The sequence below is a fragment of the Ruegeria sp. C8 genome (genome assembly GCF_056537565.1).
This window is the reverse complement of record NZ_JBQFRV010000003.1, coordinates 221,208-239,164: the sequence shown is the minus strand read 5'-3', so window position 1 is coordinate 239,164 and position 17,957 is coordinate 221,208. Positions and strand designations below refer to the sequence as shown.

Below are 17,957 nucleotides of genomic sequence, written 5' to 3'. Positions count from 1 at the left end.
GTTTCAGGTCTGGCAGGAAGCGTTAAGATGCGGACGTGTCTCCGCGAGGTCTTCGAAATGGTGATAGGTCAGGGTCAGAGAGATCACGCCCGGGATCTGGTGCAGATCCATGATCGTCTCGGAGGCCAACTTTTCGGGCGTGTCCTCGACCACGACGACAACACGGCCATCTTCGGCAGTGGCATGGATTTCGACACCGTCAAACCCTAGCATCGCCTCCTGGGCGGTTTGCGCGACGTCGGGAGCGACATGGACAAGGCATCCGCAGATGTTCATTGCAAGCTCTCCTGGGGGAGTGTTTCGTGGCGCTTAAATCGGATTGTATTTGCTGGACACGCGCTGGCGCAGGCGCCGCAACCGGTACAGGCTTGTTGGTCAACGGCGGGCTCCGACCGTCCCCCAAGCAACAGTTTGAACCCAATCGCGTTGCTGTCGCAGGCGTCCTGACACACACGGCAGGTCACGCCATTCATCGAAAGACATCCTGCTGTGACATGGGCCCGCCACGGCCAATCACTCAGGTTTTCGGGTTTCAAAGCACCGGTCGTACAGGCCTCAGCGCAGGCGCCGCAGAACGTGCAGGGTGAGGCATCAAGGCTGACAACAGGCCAGCCCTGCTGATCAAAGGTGATGATGTGTTCGGGGCAAGCCGAGACGCAATCATTGCACTGGACGCACAACTCAAAAAAGTGGTCCTGATCCGCGCCGGGCGGAATGATTGCTGTCCGGTCTTCGCGCAGCGGAGCGCCACGCAGAAAGGCACGGCGGCTGGCTAGCTTATTCATAGGCTTGCGGTCCGCTGTTGATCTCGAGACTTACCAAACTCTTTATCGAACTGTCGCAGGCCAAAAATTGACCTATGTCATGTTCAATTTGATTAATTCTTGATCGTTCTTAAAACTTTGCACATTTCACGCATAAGAAGAAGAGAATTTGTTCCTACCCCCGTTTTTCACCGATGCATCTCAATCCGGGCCAATCATCGAGTCTCTTCGATAGACGCCTCTGTTCAGATTGTTTGAAAGTCCGCAACGGCACATTGAGCCAAGTGTGTATTTTCAAAACCCCGCCTTGGTTTTCTTTTCACAATTCAAAGTTGATACCGGCCTCTGCGGTCAAAATATTGAACCTCTCGGTTTCTGGGTGAAGCAAGGAGAATTGAAAAATTGAGTTGGCTGAGCGATAAGAAAAACATGCAGAAAACACCTGCCACTCACAGCTATGATGCGTTTCGGCTGCCTGGGGAATTCACAAGATTTCTAGCAAAATTTGTGCATAGGTAAGAAGCTAGGCGAAAAGACCCGCTGCTTGCAAACTACCGAACACTCGTAGCAGCCGCCGATTGGTCTTTTGTCAGTTTTTAAGCGTTGGAGCAGGCGCGAGCATGGCGGCACAAAGCGCCGCATCTGGCGCAATATACCTATAGGGGTCTACGAGGAAACGCTTGAAGTGAGGGCGGTGGAGGTCACGATGAGCAATGTGGCCTCCTCTCGGTAGCATCCTGCGGATGTACCTGCGGGTCAATGGATGCCCCCATGTTGCCGAAGTTGATTGATCAAATCCCGGCCGATCAGACCATCGGATCCATGACTACCAAAACCATGCGCCACCCTGCCGCATGACCGGCTGTCGCACATCCCTTAACGCCAAATCGGTCACACCTATCTGAGTTTCAAGCAAGACTTCTACAGGTGAAAAATGGACGCGCTTCTGCTGTCCCGCATTCAATTTGGGGCAAACATATCTTTCCACATCCTCTTCCCGACGATCACGATCGCATTGGGGTGGGTGCTGCTGTTTTTCAAACTGCGCTTCAACGCAACTAAAGACACCAAATGGATGGATGCCTACCGCTTTTGGGTGAAGGTTTTCGCCCTGTCCTTTGCGATGGGTGTGGTCTCGGGCATCACCATGTCGTTTCAGTTTGGCACAAATTGGCCCGGCTTTATGGAGACCGTGGGCAATATCGCCGGGCCGTTGCTGGCTTATGAGATCCTGACGGCTTTCTTCCTCGAGGCAGTTTTCCTGGGAATCATGCTGTTCGGCTTTTCACGCGTGCCCAACTGGCTGCACACAACCGCGACTTTCCTCGTGGCGTTCGGAACGACTATGTCTGCATTCTGGATTTTGGTCCTGAACAGCTGGATGCACACCCCTGCCGGGTTCGAAATGCGGGACGGCGTTGCCTTTGCAACCGATTGGTCGGCAATTATCTTCAACCCATCAATGCCGTATCGACTGGCCCATATGCTGCTGGCCAGCGGGTTGACGGTGGCATTCTTGGTGCTTGGCTTCTCGGCCTTCCGCTGGCTGCTCGGAGATCGTGGGCAGGACGTGCGGGCAACCTTCAAAACCGGCGCCTGGCTGGGCGCGTTGTTGATCCCGGTGCAGATTTTCATGGGCGACATGCACGGGCTGAACACGCTTGAATACCAACCCCAATAGGTCGCCGCGATGGAGGGCAATTGGGAGACCAAATCAAACGTACCGCTGGTGCTGTTTGCCATTCCCGACGAAACCGTGCGTGAGAACCAATATCAGGTCAGCATCCCCAACCTCGCTTCGATCATTCTGACGCATAAGGCAGAGGGTGTGGTGCCAGGCCTGAATGATTTTGTCGCCGCGGACGGCACCGTGCTGCACCCGCCCGTTGCGCCTGTCTTCTGGTCGTTCCGCATCATGGTTGGTACCGGTATGGTCATGCTGCTGCTCAGCTGGGCGACACTGCTGTTCATGCGGCGCGGTCCTGCGGGAGTACCAAAACTCGTGCAAATTGCATTGGTCCCGATGGCCTTTTCGGGTTGGGTCGCAACGCTGGCCGGGTGGTACACAACCGAGATTGGCCGTCAGCCGTGGCTGGTTCATGGTGTGCTGACAACTGAACAAGCCGTGGCTGATGTCCCCGCGCCGATGGTGGGAACGACACTGGCAGCCTACCTGCTGATCTACGCCCTGCTTCTGACCGCCTATATCGGTGTTCTGTTCTATTTGGCGCGGAAGGCGGCGCAGGGCGACCAACCCTCCCGCCCAGATCCGAAATACCCCAAAGCAGTTCCAGCGGAGTAAAGAACCATGACCTATTTTGGTGATCCGACACAGTGGCTGCCCCTGACCTTTGCGGCGCTTATGGGGCTCTCAATCCTTGTCTACGTGGTTCTGGACGGCTTTGATCTGGGCGTTGGGATCCTTTTCCCTTTTGCCGATGAGGCCGAAAAGGACCGAATGGTTGCCTCGATCGGGCCGTTCTGGGACGCGAACGAGACGTGGTTGGTGCTTGCCATCGGCATCCTTCTGGTGGCCTTCCCAACCGCACATGGGGTTATCCTGACCTCGCTGTATTTGCCGGTGGCGATCATGCTGATTGGCCTGATCCTGCGCGGTGTCGCGTTCGAATTCCGGGTCAAAGCCCCGGCGCATCACAAACGCAGCTGGAACATGGCGTTCTTTGCCGGTTCGGTGATGACGGCGTTGGCGCAGGGCTTCATGCTGGGCAAATACATCATGGGGCTGGACAGCACGTTCGGCACCTGGATTTTCGCCGCCATCACTGCCGTGTTTCTGGCCGTCGGCTATTCGTTCATCGGGGCCTGCTGGGTCATTCTCAAAACCGACGGGGTGCTGCAGCAAAAAGCCGTTGACTGGGCCAAAGGTGGCATCTGGGGGCTGATCATCGGCATCAGTTCGGTGTCACTGGCGACCCCTTGGGTCAGCCCGCGCATTTTTGACAAATGGTTCACCTTCCCCGAGTTCTTCCTGCTGCTGCCTCTGCCCCTCATGTCGGGCATTCTGATCGCTTTGCTATGGTATGCTTTGCGTCACTTGCCAACCCGCAACGACAGTTGGGCCTGGTTTCCCTTCGCGGCGTCCATCGTTCTGTTCACACTGGCGTTTTTCGGGATGGCCTACAGCTTCTATCCCTATGTGGTGCCCGAGCAACTGACGATTTACGAAGCCGCAAGCGCTCCGGAAAGCCTGTTCATCATTCTGATAGGGACGGTCTTTGTTCTGCCGGTGATCGCCGGATACACGGTGATGGCTTACACGATCTTTCGGGGCAAGGCGACTGAGTTGCGATACGACTGAGCCGCGACAATCTTTGAATGACCTGTGGACCTGGAAAACGGGTTTTTTCGCAAAGTCTGGAGCGGCCGAAATCATCCATTTCTTAGACCCGAACCTCAAGAAACTCGAGCAACTGGTTGTGTTATGATCCAAAACTCTTGGAAATACGACAACAGGCCAATCTCAAAACCATTTAAAAACAAATATTAAGCCGAAATCTGTCGTGGCTGTTCAGACTTCGAGCTCCAGCTGCAACTCATCTCGCAACCCGCGGAAAATATATTCTTGGCACTCTCAGCCGTTCGGCGCGGGGTTATCGTTGGGCGGTACTTTGGCACATCTGATTTCTAAGGGTACGATTTATGGTTCCGACCGTCTCTTCAGTGTCTCTCGGATCTAGGTGTTCGAACACCCCGGTGCGAAGCTGCAAATCTTCCATCGCGTGTTCAACCACGGGCCGTGGAACCTCGTTCAGGCACGGACGCGCACCGGTCTTGATGTTTGGCAACTCTCGTAGGATCGTGCGGCACATGATCCCGGGCACAAACGGACCGTGACCTTCTTCGGCGATCAGCCTCCACTTGCGGATTACGCCTCGTCCGTTGCATTTGCCAGAAACACTCACCTCCATGCCCCCACAGTCGCTCCCGAAGGGGTAGAGCGCTTGCGAAAGCATGTAGAGTGAAAAATAGGCCCATTCTGGTAATTCGAGCCACGCGTGTTGCCTGAGCTGCGCCATAAGACGGAGAGCCCCGTTCATCACCGGCAGTTCAAGGCCAGCGCGGAAGGTTACGGTCCGAGCGCCAGTCAGGTCTGGAAGAAGCGCTATGTCGGGAACGTTGACGCTGTATCCAGCGCGGATCATACCCGGCTCCAGTTCATACAGTTTGCGATCCGTCCATCCGATGGCCGTCCGCCAGGCACCATCACGCCATTGTTGATATGGACGCCCGACGCCGCTCACGATGCTCTTGATAACGGACATGCCACGCGGTGCCCGGTTGCCGGGTAGGATTGCAATGTCGATCGTGTCAACGTCTTCTAGACCTTTGATCAGGTCTGCGACGATACACGAGGACAGGCCGGGCACGCTGGACGCGCCTGATAACACAAAAACACCGGCCTCCTTGGCATCGGAGTTCAAGGCTGCGATGCCTTGTGTGAAGGTCGCGCTATCCGACAGGTCAAGATAGTGGCAGCGATTGGCGATACAAAGCTTTGGGATTGTATAGGGGTCGCCGCGGTAGTTCTGGAACGGTCCTGCGGCATCAATAACCACGTCCGGTTTCTGATCAAACAGCGCCTCGGGTGCTGCGCTGACATCCAGTTTTAAGGTCTGCGCATTCAGGTCCTGAGCCAGAGCGCGGCCCTTTTCGGGATGCCGTCCCACCAGCCAGAGCTGATGTCCGTCTCGCGCCAGCAAGCGGGCGGTCAGAGATCCGAAAACGCCGTATCCCCCTATGATCACGACCTTCATGACCTGATGCTCCGGATTATTTCCGCATCGCGAAAGGTGGCATCTTGCCAGATCAACGCGCCAAACAACGGATGTGACAGTTCCAGGGTGAATCGGAAATATCCGCCACCAAGCTCTTCGTGGCCGACCACCAGACGCCCTGGGCATACCCATCGCGGAAAAGACAGCCGTCTTTGCCTCAGTTTCAGAAAATACCGGTCACTGACGAAGTAGAGGCCGGTCCGTGTGCTTTTGAGTCTGAGCGAGATGCCGATCCCAAAGCCGATATATTCCTCCAACCCGGTTGGTCCGGCAAAGCGTTTGGAACTGCCAACCATCTGCGGAAACCCTTTGGCCCGGCCATATTGCCGGATCCAAAATTGACCGTCCGTTGCCGCATCTTCTGTGACGGTCACCACGGCGGAGCGACCGACTGAGGTGCGATCGAAAGGCAGCGGTGCACCGATAACTCGCAGGACAATGGCCAAAGCGCATCCAACGAAGTTCATCTGCATGTGGTTCACGCGCCCCTGATAGGCAAGGCTGGCATCACCCAGCAACCGTTTGCTGAATCTGCGCCGGATTGCTTTGGGCAAACGGGTCCATGCCGCAGCCCCCAGTAGGTTTTTGAACCGGTCGTCCTGGTCGCAGGCTGTATTGAATTGCGGTTGAATTGGTTCTGTTCCAAGCTCGGTCGAGGTTTCGTTCATTTCGAGCATTCTGTAATTTCCGTCATAAGAGAAATTTAGGGTCAAATTTTTTAGCGGCTCTTTTTGCCTCCGGTAAGGCTGAGCAGGGAAACAACCTTGGTTCCCATTTTCATCAACATCATCAGCTTCGGACGGGGCACTGTCAGCATGTCGCGGAACCATGTGTCGGCCGTTGTTAGGAACTCTTGCATATCCTGCATCCGCTGCAGCGTGATTGGGTCCAACCCGCTTTCGGTTTCAGCTTGGGCAACGCATGCGCGCAGAGCCTGTGTTGCGGGATCAATCTCGCGCTCTTTGCGCCCCTGAGCGATACGGATTCCCATCTCCCAAACATCTACCTCGGCCTCGTAATGCTCGCGCCGATCCCCCGGTACAGGAACGCGACGGATGAGCCGCCAGCTCACCAATTCCTTTAGAGAGTTGGACACATTGGATCGGGCAATGCCCAGAGATTCGGCAATCTGTTCCGCGTTAAGGGGTCGGGAGCTGAGGTACAAAAGCGCGTGTATTTGTGCCACCGAACGATTGACACCCCACTGGTTCCCCATGTCGCCCCAATACAGGATGAACTGGTTTGCAGCATTTGATTTCGTCATGTCGATAGTTTCTGTCATGACAGAAATATCAGGCATAAAGCACTGAAAAGCAAGAGCACGATTGGAATTTCAAACAACAAAGCTATACGGAGTGGGAGCTGAAGCGTCAAAAATGAGATAAAATACTGGCTGAAAACGGTTTTTCGCGAGCGCTTTGATTTGGGCCGTCCGCTTGATTTCAACGATAACTTTACATACGCCCAGATCGGTGCATTGCCCTTTTCGGCTTTACGTCAAGTCGCGCGCAAAAAGAAAGCGTAATAAGGGGATAAGTTGGGGGGTCGGAAAGAGGGTTTTTTAGAATAAGCTGAGAACAGAAACACTGCCACCTGTTCTCCGATTGGAGAGCTTACGCGTATTCAAAATTTTTGAGTGCGGATAGTGCTTGCAAATTTCGGCGTGCCCGCAGCATTGGTTTTCACTTGAAGTGTTAGATTCGGGCCGTGAGCAACGGCTTGGTGACACGCATCTGGTGAAAGCTCAACCCTTGGTGACGTGGCTATGGTCATTGACTACGTCGGCAGAATACAGTGCGTCAATGGAATGAACTGAGGAACATGCCGATGAAAATGCTCACCATAGTTGCATTGATTTCCACGCTTGCCACAAGCGCTTTTGCCCATTCGAAAGTGGACACCACCACACCCGAAGACGGCGCGACAGTTACTGAGGTGCCCTCTGAGATCAGCTTTAATTTCACGGATGATATTCGCCTGACAAAGGTTAACATGATCCATCAGGATGCGCATACCATCACGCTCGACTTGGGAGACCAGACAAGTTTTAGCCGCGCGTTCGCGCTCCCGCTTCAAGGCATGGGTGAAGGCATCTATCGAATTGAATGGCGGGGCTTGGGTGTGGACGGGCACGTCATGCAGGGTGAATTCACATTTACAGTGGACTGAGTATGCCCGATATCTGGGGTATAGGCGCAATACTGTCCAAGCTAATACTCTATGTCGGTATTGGCGGTTCGACTGGGCTTTTGATCACTCAGATTGCTTTCACCGACCTTGTGTCGCTTCTCAGCGATAGGATGCGTCTTCAGGTTGCGCTGTTGGCGGTGCTTGCGCTTGTTGCCTCTGTCCTTGGCTTCATGCTGCGCGGCGCTGCCCTGACGGGCGGAGCCGATGGGATGACCGATCCTGAAATGCTCGGTCTGTTGTGGCAGACCTCGGTTGGCGACGTTCTCGTTCTTCGGATCACTGGGGCCATACTAATCATTGCCGGAGTGTTTATTCCCTTTGTCGGGCAATGGATCGCACTCTTTGGGGGATTGCTCGCTCTGTGGTCCTTTGCGCAGATTGGGCATATTCCTGAACTGGAACCAATAGGTGTTCGCTTGCTCTTGCTCTTGCACCTTTTAGGGGTCGCGTTTTGGATCGGCATCCTTGGACCGTTGCGCGCCCTGTCGACACGGCCAGAATATCTGAGCAACGCAGCAAAGTTGGGCCATCGGTTTGGGCAGATGGCTTCGGTTATTGTCCCTGCTATGATTTTGGCAGGGCTAATAATGGCTTGGATGTTGTTGGGCGATGTGAGGGCGCTGACGACTACCGGGTACGGGCAAACCCTTCTGATCAAAACCGCACTTTTAGGCGTGGTCCTGACGTTGGCAGCCGCAAACAAACTCCGCTTCGTTCCAGCTATGCAAGCAGGGGACGATAAGGCGGCGCGTCATCTGGCGCGCTCGATTGAAATCGAAACTACGGTCATACTGATGGTGCTTGTCGCCACCGCGACGCTCACCAGCGTTCTGACCCTACCGAATTGAGGCATTCTATGAAAAGGCGAGACTTCCTGTTCACAACATGCGCGGCGGCACTGGCACCGCGCATCGCTCTTGCATCAGCGCCCTTTGAACTGGTCGCACAGCCGGTCAATGCGCAAATTCTGCCCGAAGGTGATCCGGCTACTCCGATGCTTGGCTTTAATGGCAGTACGCCCGGTCCGGTGCTTCGCGCCCGTCAGGGTGATACACTTGATATTCGGTTCCTGAACCAGATTGGTGAAGGCTCGGCGGTGCATTGGCACGGGCTGCGCATCGAAAATGCGATGGATGGCGTGCCGGGGATGACCCAAGACGTTGTCGAGAAGGGTGCTGAGTTCGAATACAGCTTTCGAGCACCCGATGCTGGCACGTTCTGGTATCACTCCCACAACCGATCCTGGGAACAGGTCGCCAGAGGTCTCTACGGGCCGCTGATCGTTGAGGAGCTAACCCCACCCGATGTGGATCACGATCTTATTGTTATGATTGACGACTGGCGCATCACCGAAGACGGAGCGCTTGTCGACGGCTTTGAGAACAGGCACGACCAGGCGCATCAAGGGCGGTTGGGTAACTATGCCCGCGCGCTTGTCGAACCGAGTACGCCGGTCCGGCTCGGTGATCGCGTGCGCTTGCGGTTGATCAATGTCGCAACAGACCGGATATTTCCAATTGAGCTTGAAGGCATCGACGGCAAAATCGTTGCGTTCGACGGCATGCCACTGCCGGACCCGCAAGAGGTTTCGAACCTTATTCTCTCACCGGCTCAACGCTTAGATATCATTGCTGACGTAAAATCAGCTGATCACATCGCCTTTGTTTTCCCAACGCGCGACGATCCTTACCTGTTGGGTGAAATTCCGGTTGAAGGGGTAAACAGCACGCGGCAACAGTCCGCGATTCCCACACTGCCACCAAACGAGCGGAAGGAGCCAGATCTGGACAATGCGGTGGACCTGTCGCTCACCATGCAAGGCGGGGCGATGAGCCGTCCGGTAAGCACGCAAACTGACATTTGGGCGTTCAACGGACAATCTGGCCTGTCGGATACGCCGCTCCACAAGTTTGAACGTGGCCAAACGGCGCGCATAAGTCTGGTGAATGACACCCGTTTCCCGCATGGCATCCATCTGCACGGGCATCATTTCTTTGAAGTCGGGGTGGACAGTAGCTTAGGTGCTTTCCGGGATACGGTGCTGATCAATCCTGGTGAGACGCGCGAAATCGTTTGCGTGTTCGACAATCCCGGTAAATGGCTGTTGCACTGTCACATGCTGGGGCATCAGGCGGCTGGCATGAAAACATGGGTGGAAGTCGTATGAAACGCATGCTGGTAGTGGCTCTATGTGGCGTTGCGAGCGAGGCAATTGCCAGCCACGAAATGGAAGACCGAGATTTGACTAATGGGCGTGTTCTTTACGGCGAACACTGCGCGTCCTGCCATGGCATCAATCTGGAAGGACAGCCAAATTGGCAGACTCCTGATGACAATGGTGTTCTGCCTGCACCACCGCATGATGAGACAGGGCACACTTGGCACCATGATAATCAGCTTCTTTTTGAGTACACACGACTTGGTGGCGAAGCAGCGTTAGCCGTACGTGGGGTCACTAGCTTTGCAAGCGGCATGCCGGGATTTAGTGATGAACTCACCGAAAATGAGATTTGGGATATTCTGGCTTATATCAGGTCAACTTGGCCCGACCGCGTTCAGGAAATGCAAGCGAGTCGCAATCCGCCGCACAATTGAGGAAAACGGTCTTCTCCGCGCTTTGTGGGGGTAGGGTCAGGCCCCCTTGCTGCCAAGACGCACAGGGCAACGCCTTCATTTTGAAGGGTTCCGTCACTCAAAATTCGGTTCCAACGGATTGTCTTGGTCTCTGGCCAGAGCTTGCGATTTATCGCCTCAAGACTTTGAAGACGGCTTGTTTGTCCAGAAATCAAGCAACGTTTTCGCTATCTCGGTCTGGTGGTGGGCATAGACCACTACGTCGAGCTTTTCCTGACCCAATTGGTTGCGTAGGGATATCAACTCGCCGCTTTCAATTTCCTTGTGCACCATGCTGAACGGCAGCCAACCAATACCGAGACCGTTCAGGATCATTTCCTTTGCTCCACTCGAGAAAGCCGTCTGGCAAACGGGGTTTTTACTGAAATCGGCGGTTCCGAACGGAAGTTTGCTCTTGTTCAATGCCTCACCAAAGTAGCTGTTTTCGGGATAGACGATCGCCGGCGTATCCAAAGGCACGTCACCGTTTCCGCGCACTGCGTACCGCAATCCGCCACCGATGACCGGAATGAGGTAGTCGTGACCCCAAGTGCCGCGACAAATGCCTGCTCCGAACGGCATTGGGGCGACGGTTTGCGCCTCGTAACATAGCAGCATGTTGGTATCGCCGCGCAGGAACAGAGTGACACAATCGTTCAGATTGGCCGTTCTAAGACGAAACCGGAGCCCCTTGAACGCGGCACGTGCACGCAATGCCATATCGGGGAAAGTGGAGACGACCGATGCGTGGGTCGCGGCGATCGTCACAATCGAAACGGTGGGGCCATGTTGCGCAATTTTTGTGCGCAGGTCATTTAATCTGGCGATCAAAGAGCGGATTTCGGCTTCATTCGAGGCCAGTGCGGGACTGATCTCGACCCGGTTCGATTTGCGATCGAGAACTTCAATCCCCAGCCACTCCTCAAAGCTGCGAATACGCCTTGAGAACGCGGGTTGCGTGATGTTTCTGCGGGCCGCGGCCCGTGTCATGTTCCGCTCTTCAAGAAGGGCCAGAACATCGTCAAACCACAGCATATTCATCCACACCTCCATAACACCCAAAGAAAATGTATGGGCAGCCTGCGAAATATGCACTGTTTTTATTCTTTTTCTTTTGAAACTGTTTGGCTGTAGGCAAAAGCAGGGAGAGTGTGGTGGCTGAGACAATTCAGATGACCGGCGGTGACGCGATGGTCGCGCCGGAGATGGTTTTGAGCTTGTGCAAGGAGCTATCGCTGACGCTGGCGAGATTTCCCCGGGTATCGCTTGGTCATCTTCCTACGCCTTTGGAGCCGATGGATCGCCTGAGTGAGGTTTTGGGTGGTCCGCGTTTATGGGTCAAACGGGATGATTGCACCGGCCTCTCGTCGGGTGGGAACAAGACTCGTAAGCTGGAATTTCTGATGGCTGACGCTGTCCAGAAAGGTGCAGATACCATCATCACGCAGGGGGCGACGCAATCTAATCACGCGCGTCAAACAGCAGCGGCGGCTGCAAAACTTGGCCTTGCGTGCCATATACTTCTTGAGGATCGTACGGGTTCCAATGATCCGAACTATATTCTGAATGGAAATGTCCTGTTGGATCGTTTGCATGGCGCCAGCGTCTCCAAGCGTCCCGGTGGTGCGGACATGAATGCCGAGATGGAAGCCTGCGCCGCGCAGATGAAGACAGAAGGCAAAACCCCTTACATCATTCCCGGCGGTGGATCGAACCCGATCGGGGCTTTGGGCTACGTGAATTGCGCGCGCGAGTTATGCGAACAGGCCGCCCATGCCGGCTTAAAAATCGACGCGCTGGTCCATGCGACCGGCAGCTCCGGCACGCAAGCCGGATTGGTCGCCGGTCTTGCCGCACTGGAAAGCGACATTCACCTTTTGGGCATCGGCGTGCGGGCCCCAAAAGACAAACAGGAAGGCATGGTCCATGATCTGGCTGTGCGCACTGTCGAGTATATGGAGACGGGCACGCCCATTGCGCGAGAAAATGTACGTGCAAATTGCGACTACGTCGGTGCAGGATATGGTCTTCCGACCAAAGGGATGATTGACGCGCTCAAGCTGTTGGCTCGAACCGAAGGGCTTTTGTTCGACCCGGTCTATTCGGGTAAAGGGTTGGATGGGCTCATTGACCAAACCCGCAAAGGCTATTTCGACGGCATGGACAATGTCGTCTTTCTGCACACCGGCGGAAGCGCAGCCCTGTTTGGCTATCCCGAAACTTTCGAACTTCCTGGCTACGTGGCCTGAAAATAAACAACAAACCAACAAGGAGATATCAAATGAAACTAAAAAAATACTTGATCAGCGCGGCTTTGGTTTCAGCTCTCGGCGCGCCACTCGCCGCTGAAGAGGTTAAGATCGGCGTTCCCACTTGGACTGGAGCGCAGGCTATTGCCCATGTCTTGGGTGAGATCGTGACCACCCGCATTGGCGGCACGGTGGAGTATGTGCCCGGTAACAACGCCACGATTTTTCAAGCGATGGATCAGGGTAAGGGTGATATCGATGTGCACCCTGATGTATGGCTGCCTAATCAGGAGGCCTTCACAAAGCAATATGTTGATGGTGCTGGCACCGTAACGTTGTCATCGAACCCCTATCAGGGCAATCAGGGTTTCTGCGTCTCCAAAGACTTTGCCGCAGAGATGAATATCACCGACATCGCGGATCTTGGACGCCCCGATGTGGCGGCTGCGATGGACAGCGATGGCAATGGCAAGGGTGAGATGTGGATCGGTGCACCCGGCTGGGCTTCGGCCAATGTGAACGAGGTGAAGGTGCGCGACTATGGCCTGTTGGACTTCATAGATCCGATCCGCGCCGAAGAAGCTGTGAAGACCGCGCGCATCAAGGACAGTATCGCCAAAAAAGAAGGATATGCCTTCTACTGCTATGAGCCGCATGCCGTCTGGTACATGTTTGACGTGGTGATGCTGACCGAACCGACTTACGATCCTGAAAAATACGTCATGGTGCAGCCCTCCGACGATCCTGACTGGTATAACAAGTCGATGGTAGCCAGTAAGGACGCTCTGAAGGAAGTTCAGATCGCCTGGTCCAACTCGCTTGGGGATCGCTCGCCGGCGATTGCGGAATTCTTCGCGAACTTCTCTCTGACAGCCGATGACGTGAGCTCGCTTGCGTTTGAGATCAGCGCCAATGGGCGCGATGCTGAGGAAGTTGCGGCCGAATGGGTTAACGCCAATTCCGAGCGCGTAGATGCGATGCTGGGTCTCTGAAACAGACCAAAAAACAACGGGCAGCACCTAGCGGTGCTGCCCCACTTAAAGGCACGCACGGGTGGGCGGATGAGCGACGAGACTGTAATCGAAATTTCCAATATCTGGAAAATCTTCGGGGCAAAACCAGAGGCCGCTCTGGAAGCCATTCGTGCGCGGGGGCTGACCAAGGCTGAAGTCCTTGCTGAATTCAACGCGGTGGTGGGCGTGGCCGATGTCAGCCTCAACGTCAATCGCGGTGAGATCTTCTGTATCATGGGCCTATCAGGGAGCGGCAAATCCACACTCGTGCGCCATTTCAATCGCCTGCTCGAACCGACGGCGGGCAAGATCGAGATCGAGGGCACGGACGTCATGGCGCTCGGCACAAAGGACCTCCAGGCTTTCCGCAACCGGAAAATCGGGATGGTGTTCCAGAATTTTGCTCTGATGCCCCACCGTTCGGTCCTCGACAACGTGGCAATGCCGCTGGAAATCCGACAGGTCGCCAAGAACGAGCGTATGCGGCAGGCGGCCGCCATTCTCGACATTGTCGAATTGGGAGCGTGGGGGTCGAAATTCGCTCACGAACTCTCTGGCGGCATGCAACAACGTGTGGGGCTTGCCCGTGCGCTCGCGGCCAACCCTGATGTTCTGTTGATGGATGAGCCATTTTCCGCACTTGATCCTCTGATCCGACGGCAGTTGCAGGACGAGTTCATCCGGCTGTCCAAGATCCTCAAGAAAACAACGATCTTCATCACCCACGACCTGGATGAGGCCGTCCGCATCGGGGACCGGATTGCGATCATGCGTGACGGCAAGATGGTGCAGATCGGCTCGGCTGAGGACATTGTGATGCATCCCGCTGATGACTACGTCGCTGATTTCGTGGCCGGTATATCGCGCCTTAAGGTGGTGCATGCTCATGCGGCGATGCAGCCCTTGGAAAGCTACCTCGCCACGCACGGCCCACTGCCGGCTGACATCGACCGGGTGGACCACAACGAGACACTTTCTGCTTTAATTACACGAGCCATCGACGACGAACGGCCGGTTCTGGTGTCCGAAGGTGGCGAGGACAGAGGTGTCATCACTCGCGCAGATCTGTTGCGCACCGTGATTGAAGGGACGGAAATGTCATGAGCGAAGATCTTGGTGTGAACCCCCTTGAAGACACAGAAAGCGAAGCCGCGCAGGCCTATGCCGAGGAACGCCGCGAGAATATCCGCACCTTTGTGCGCACAAGCCCCGACTACTACATCCGCAATTTCGACAAGATCGGGGCTTCCGCACGCTTTACAGCGACCTTCAATGTGATGGCCGGGCTCTTTGGTCCGATCTGGTTCGGCGCACGCGGGCTTTGGTCATGGGCATTGGCGTTTCTTGTCGTCGAGGCGATCGGCTTTGTGCAGATCGCGCGGGGCCTGTTCGGAGATCTGGGAGCAGACGCGCTAGCCCGTGTGACCTCGATCGAAGGTACCCTCGATTTGCGCTACCAGCAGCTTGCGGCAGCTCAAGAGAGCGGCTCGGATCGAGCCGCGGCCATTCAACGCCAGATCGAAGGGCTGGAAGCCAATATAGAAGGCTTCCGCGCTGAGGCAGAGTTGCTTGCCGCGCAAGGCCCATCGATTGCTCTGACCGGTGTTGTCATCTTGCTTGTCGCCAAGCTCATCCAGGCTGTGGCCGCCAACTGGGCACTGGAGGCCCGGTTCTCTGACTGGCTCTCAGACCGCACCATTCGCTCCGGCATGCCGGTCAGCCAGATAGTCTTCAGCGCAGGTTTTATGATCCTGCTGGTCGCGACTGCAATGGTCCACTATAGTTTCCCGGGCCGTTTTTCATTTCTTAGCGAATTCCCGACAGATAACTCAATTCGCCTGGCCAGTATTGACAGCGTAGAAGCATTTATCGCCTGGTGCGTCGCCAACAGTGTGGCATTCTTTGACGGGCTCACCGCGGCCATTCGCTGGTTGCTGGATGCCATGGAGGTTGCGTTGGTTCAGACCCCTTGGATCGTGGTGGCCGCGCTGATCGTTCTGTTGACATGGCTCACGGCTGGTTTGCGCATGGCTATATGGTCTGGCGCCTTTCTGGCCTATATGGGCCTTCTCGGCTTTTGGGAAAAAGCTATGACCACTTTGGCGCTTCTCGGCACAGCGGCGCTGCTTTCCATCGTGATTGGCATTCCTTTGGGCATGTTCTCTGCGCGTCGACCGCGGTTCTACGCCTTCATCCAGCCAATCATGGATTTCATGCAGACCATGCCTGCCTTTGTCTTCATGGTGCCTGTGATTGCCTTTTTCGGGGTTGGCAAGCCAGCGGCAGTCATCGTCACCATGATCTTCGGCGGGACACCCGTGGTACGCCTTACAGTTTTGGGCCTGCGCGGTGTTCCTGAGAGCGTACGTGAAGCCGCGATCAGTTTTGGCGCCAACAAGTGGTACCTTCTCACTAAGGTCGATCTGCCGCTCGCCAGCCCCTCCATTCGCGCGGGTATCAACCAGACAATCATGCTGTCGCTGGCCATGGTAGTGGTGGCCTCGCTTATCGGCGCGAAAGGGCTGGGTGAAGACGTTCTCGAGGCGCTGCAATACGCCAATGTGGGTCAGGGTATTCTCGCGGGTTTTGCCATTCTCTTCTGCGCGATGATCCTTGATCGGATCGTTCAAGGTCAGCGAAAGTGACCCCCCTTGTCCTTGTTCATGGTTTCATGGGGGGCAGCGCACAATGGGATGGGTGTCGAGATACCCTGCAGCGGCATGCAGATGTGATTGCGGTCGACCTGCCCGGGTTCGGAGCAAATGCCCATCTACTGCCAATTAACAGTATTGACGGATATGCAGATTGGGTGGTCCAGCACCTCCGCGGCCTTGGCGTCGAGAAATATCATCTGCTGGGTCACTCCATGGGCGGCATGATCGCTCAGGAAATTGCTTTGCGAGATAGTGAAAGGATTAACCGCCTTGTCCTTTACGCAACCGGCGCGGTTGGTATTTTGCCGGGGCGGTTCGAGACCATTGAGCAAAGTAAAAAGCGCGCCGCGGAAGACGGCGCGGCGGCCACCGCGCGTCGGATCGCAGCAACTTGGTTTTTGGATCGCGAAGCTGCACTCGGATATGAACACTGCGCCGCGATTGCCGCTCAAGCCAAGCTGCCGGCCCTGGAGGCCGGTCTAGACGCGATGCAAGCTTGGTCAGGGGAACAGAACCTGTCCCAAATCCAACCGGAAACTCTCGTCCTTTGGGGCGATCGAGATCGGACATATCCGTGGAGCCAAATTCATAAACTGTGGGAAGCGATCCCCAGTACATCGCTTGCAGTCGTACCGGCCTGCGCCCACGCGCTTCATGCGGAGAAATCTGATCTTTTTCAACGCCTTATATCCAACTTTTTGGATCACTGAAGTATGCATACGACTTTGACTATTGTAGGGCCGCAGCCGCCGCCAGCTTTGTCCGTGATCCGGAAGTTCGTCGCCGGGTCGATTTAGCGATCGCAGCGATTTTCCGGTGTGGTCAGCCACGCCGCAGGGAATGCCGGAATCGATGAACGGCTGGAACCGGCCGCCAGTTTAAAGTTACGACTTGAACTAGCAACGCTTCAGGCTGGAGGATGTAACTTTGGTTGGCGGAAAGGTGAGTTCATTGGCCAAAAGGCAAAGTATCTCAATATTTGACAAGAAACTTTTTTGGCCGGAGTGAGAGGATACGAACCTCCGACCCCTGCCTCCTGAAGGCGAGTTCTCGGGATGAAGTAAACAAAATAAGGGCTTTGAATGCCAGCCATTGCACTTCGGTGGCAGATAGCGTTGCGATAACGTTGCGGTTTCATTGCGAGCAAACCCGGCCTCTGTCGTATGTTGGTAAGCTCTTGTTTTTCAGTAAGTCATCCAGCACCTTATGCTCAGTGCTAGTTTGTTCTCTGTTATATTGCCCAGATCCAGCCCACTTATGCACGGTGAAGAGCTCTGCCATCGGTCAGGCCATTCACTTTCTCCAGAATAGCGTCTGCGTCAATGCAGTGATGGCGATAGAGGTCGCCGATTGTTCCCGTCTGACCAAAATGCTCGACACACATTGGGACAACGCTGAAATGGCGGCCACAGGTATCAGCCTCACAGCAATTCCGGCTCCAGGTCGAGCCGTCGCTTGGATGGCAGACCTTGAAAGTGAAGGCGGATGATCTCGGGACTGGTTTTAAAGTATTTGAAGGTCTGGTCATGTGCAAAAGCTACGCGACCGCCCTGTCCTGCTCAAACAAAGTTCTTCTGACAAGACACCCCAAAATCTGCGGATTTAGGTGCTGACAACTAATTAAAGCCTTAGAGATTGAAAGCTTGCACTGGACATTGCCTTTGTGAACAGGAAAGCA

At 55.2% G+C, this 17,957-nt stretch carries 16 protein-coding genes and 2 pseudogenes; 12 read left to right on the top strand and 6 right to left on the bottom strand.

All coding sequences use genetic code 11. From position 1 onward, the window contains the following. Positions 1 to 3: 3 nt before the first annotated feature. Positions 4 to 276, bottom strand: coding sequence for a chaperone NapD (locus ACR0KL_RS06590; protein WP_170641165.1), 273 nt, complete (start codon positions 274 to 276; stop codon positions 4 to 6). Next, positions 273 to 785, bottom strand: coding sequence for a ferredoxin-type protein NapF (napF, locus tag ACR0KL_RS06585; RefSeq protein WP_480776798.1), 513 nt, complete (start codon positions 783 to 785; stop codon positions 273 to 275). The genes ACR0KL_RS06590 and napF overlap by 4 nt, the downstream gene beginning before the upstream one ends. Before the next feature lie 583 nt (positions 786 to 1,368). On the opposite strand from napF, the pseudogene ACR0KL_RS06580 reads away from it, so the two are divergent. The 3 genes and pseudogenes from ACR0KL_RS06580 to ACR0KL_RS06570 form a co-directional block, all read left to right on the top strand. Then, positions 1,369 to 1,592: pseudogene (locus ACR0KL_RS06580) on the top strand (hypothetical protein); the annotation flags it as partial. 106 nt (positions 1,593 to 1,698) lie between these two features. Further along, positions 1,699 to 3,066: pseudogene (locus ACR0KL_RS06575) on the top strand (cytochrome ubiquinol oxidase subunit I). Between the two features lie 6 nt (positions 3,067 to 3,072). Further along, the gene (locus ACR0KL_RS06570; protein ID WP_170679796.1) at positions 3,073 to 4,083 is read left to right on the top strand and encodes a cytochrome d ubiquinol oxidase subunit II; all 1,011 of its coding nucleotides are present in this window, start codon (positions 3,073 to 3,075) and stop codon (positions 4,081 to 4,083) included. A 292-nt stretch (positions 4,084 to 4,375) separates the two neighbouring features. On the opposite strand, the gene ACR0KL_RS06565 is transcribed toward ACR0KL_RS06570, so the two are convergent. From ACR0KL_RS06565 to ACR0KL_RS06555, 3 genes are read right to left on the bottom strand one after another with little or no spacing between them, the layout of a single operon-like run. Beyond that, positions 4,376 to 5,539: a saccharopine dehydrogenase family protein gene (locus tag ACR0KL_RS06565; RefSeq protein WP_480776797.1), complete on the bottom strand. Its 1,164-nt coding sequence runs from the start codon at positions 5,537 to 5,539 to the stop codon at positions 4,376 to 4,378. After that, on the bottom strand, positions 5,536 to 6,237 hold the full coding sequence (locus ACR0KL_RS06560; protein WP_480776796.1) for a DUF4166 domain-containing protein: 702 nt from the start codon (positions 6,235 to 6,237) through the stop codon (positions 5,536 to 5,538). Before ACR0KL_RS06560 ends, ACR0KL_RS06565 begins: the two co-directional genes overlap by 4 nt. Before the next feature lie 41 nt (positions 6,238 to 6,278). Then, the gene (locus ACR0KL_RS06555) at positions 6,279 to 6,842 is read right to left on the bottom strand and encodes a MarR family transcriptional regulator (RefSeq protein WP_170679799.1); all 564 of its coding nucleotides are present in this window, start codon (positions 6,840 to 6,842) and stop codon (positions 6,279 to 6,281) included. 545 nt (positions 6,843 to 7,387) lie between these two features. On the opposite strand from ACR0KL_RS06555, the gene ACR0KL_RS06550 reads away from it, so the two are divergent. From ACR0KL_RS06550 to ACR0KL_RS06535, 4 genes are read left to right on the top strand one after another with little or no spacing between them, the layout of a single operon-like run. Beyond that, positions 7,388 to 7,729, top strand: a complete 342-nt coding sequence (locus ACR0KL_RS06550) for a copper resistance CopC family protein (RefSeq protein ID WP_170679801.1) — start codon at positions 7,388 to 7,390, stop codon at positions 7,727 to 7,729. Positions 7,730 to 7,731: 2 nt separating this feature from the next. Beyond that, positions 7,732 to 8,598, top strand: a complete 867-nt coding sequence (locus ACR0KL_RS06545) for a CopD family protein (RefSeq protein WP_170679802.1) — start codon at positions 7,732 to 7,734, stop codon at positions 8,596 to 8,598. Between the two features lie 8 nt (positions 8,599 to 8,606). After that, entirely contained in the window at positions 8,607 to 9,917 is a 1,311-nt protein-coding gene (locus ACR0KL_RS06540; RefSeq protein WP_480776795.1) for a multicopper oxidase family protein, read from the top strand. Beyond that, the gene (locus ACR0KL_RS06535) at positions 9,914 to 10,345 is read left to right on the top strand and encodes a c-type cytochrome (protein WP_480776794.1); all 432 of its coding nucleotides are present in this window, start codon (positions 9,914 to 9,916) and stop codon (positions 10,343 to 10,345) included. Before ACR0KL_RS06540 ends, ACR0KL_RS06535 begins: the two co-directional genes overlap by 4 nt. Positions 10,346 to 10,501: 156 nt before the next feature. On the opposite strand, the gene ACR0KL_RS06530 is transcribed toward ACR0KL_RS06535, so the two are convergent. Further along, the gene (locus tag ACR0KL_RS06530) at positions 10,502 to 11,398 is read right to left on the bottom strand and encodes a LysR family transcriptional regulator (protein ID WP_480776814.1); all 897 of its coding nucleotides are present in this window, start codon (positions 11,396 to 11,398) and stop codon (positions 10,502 to 10,504) included. 200 nt (positions 11,399 to 11,598) lie between these two features. Between ACR0KL_RS06530 and cuyA the strand changes: the two genes are divergently transcribed. The 5 genes from cuyA (at position 11,599) to ACR0KL_RS06505 (ending at position 16,989) form a co-directional block, all read left to right on the top strand. Then, positions 11,599 to 12,612: a D-cysteate sulfo-lyase gene (cuyA, locus tag ACR0KL_RS06525; protein ID WP_480555218.1), complete on the top strand. Its 1,014-nt coding sequence runs from the start codon at positions 11,599 to 11,601 to the stop codon at positions 12,610 to 12,612. Positions 12,613 to 12,644: 32 nt separating this feature from the next. Next, positions 12,645 to 13,604, top strand: coding sequence for an ABC transporter substrate-binding protein (locus ACR0KL_RS06520; RefSeq protein ID WP_170377011.1), 960 nt, complete (start codon positions 12,645 to 12,647; stop codon positions 13,602 to 13,604). Between the two features lie 69 nt (positions 13,605 to 13,673). Next, positions 13,674 to 14,729: a betaine/proline/choline family ABC transporter ATP-binding protein gene (locus ACR0KL_RS06515; RefSeq protein WP_170679811.1), complete on the top strand. Its 1,056-nt coding sequence runs from the start codon at positions 13,674 to 13,676 to the stop codon at positions 14,727 to 14,729. Then, positions 14,726 to 16,270 carry an ABC transporter permease subunit gene (locus tag ACR0KL_RS06510; RefSeq protein WP_170679812.1) on the top strand — a complete coding sequence of 515 codons (1,545 nt, stop codon included), beginning with the start codon at positions 14,726 to 14,728 and terminating at the stop codon, positions 16,268 to 16,270. The genes ACR0KL_RS06515 and ACR0KL_RS06510 overlap by 4 nt, the downstream gene beginning before the upstream one ends. Then, the gene (locus ACR0KL_RS06505; RefSeq protein ID WP_170679814.1) at positions 16,267 to 16,989 is read left to right on the top strand and encodes an alpha/beta fold hydrolase; all 723 of its coding nucleotides are present in this window, start codon (positions 16,267 to 16,269) and stop codon (positions 16,987 to 16,989) included. The genes ACR0KL_RS06510 and ACR0KL_RS06505 overlap by 4 nt, the downstream gene beginning before the upstream one ends. Positions 16,990 to 17,957 lie beyond the last annotated feature (968 nt).

Coding starts and splice junctions, on each gene's coding strand:
- ACR0KL_RS06555 (WP_170679799.1), bottom strand. CDS start 6,842: ATGACAGAAACTATCGACATGACGAAATCAAATGCTGCAAACCAGTTC.
- ACR0KL_RS06550 (WP_170679801.1), top strand. CDS start 7,388: ATGAAAATGCTCACCATAGTTGCATTGATTTCCACGCTTGCCACAAGC.
- ACR0KL_RS06560 (WP_480776796.1), bottom strand. CDS start 6,237: ATGCTCGAAATGAACGAAACCTCGACCGAGCTTGGAACAGAACCAATT.
- ACR0KL_RS06540 (WP_480776795.1), top strand. CDS start 8,607: ATGAAAAGGCGAGACTTCCTGTTCACAACATGCGCGGCGGCACTGGCA.
- ACR0KL_RS06510 (WP_170679812.1), top strand. CDS start 14,726: ATGAGCGAAGATCTTGGTGTGAACCCCCTTGAAGACACAGAAAGCGAA.
- ACR0KL_RS06590 (WP_170641165.1), bottom strand. CDS start 276: ATGAACATCTGCGGATGCCTTGTCCATGTCGCTCCCGACGTCGCGCAA.
- napF (WP_480776798.1), bottom strand. CDS start 785: ATGAATAAGCTAGCCAGCCGCCGTGCCTTTCTGCGTGGCGCTCCGCTG.
- ACR0KL_RS06570 (WP_170679796.1), top strand. CDS start 3,073: ATGACCTATTTTGGTGATCCGACACAGTGGCTGCCCCTGACCTTTGCG.
- ACR0KL_RS06535 (WP_480776794.1), top strand. CDS start 9,914: ATGAAACGCATGCTGGTAGTGGCTCTATGTGGCGTTGCGAGCGAGGCA.
- ACR0KL_RS06530 (WP_480776814.1), bottom strand. CDS start 11,398: ATGCTGTGGTTTGACGATGTTCTGGCCCTTCTTGAAGAGCGGAACATG.
- ACR0KL_RS06520 (WP_170377011.1), top strand. CDS start 12,645: ATGAAACTAAAAAAATACTTGATCAGCGCGGCTTTGGTTTCAGCTCTC.
- ACR0KL_RS06545 (WP_170679802.1), top strand. CDS start 7,732: ATGCCCGATATCTGGGGTATAGGCGCAATACTGTCCAAGCTAATACTC.
- ACR0KL_RS06515 (WP_170679811.1), top strand. CDS start 13,674: ATGAGCGACGAGACTGTAATCGAAATTTCCAATATCTGGAAAATCTTC.
- ACR0KL_RS06565 (WP_480776797.1), bottom strand. CDS start 5,539: ATGAAGGTCGTGATCATAGGGGGATACGGCGTTTTCGGATCTCTGACC.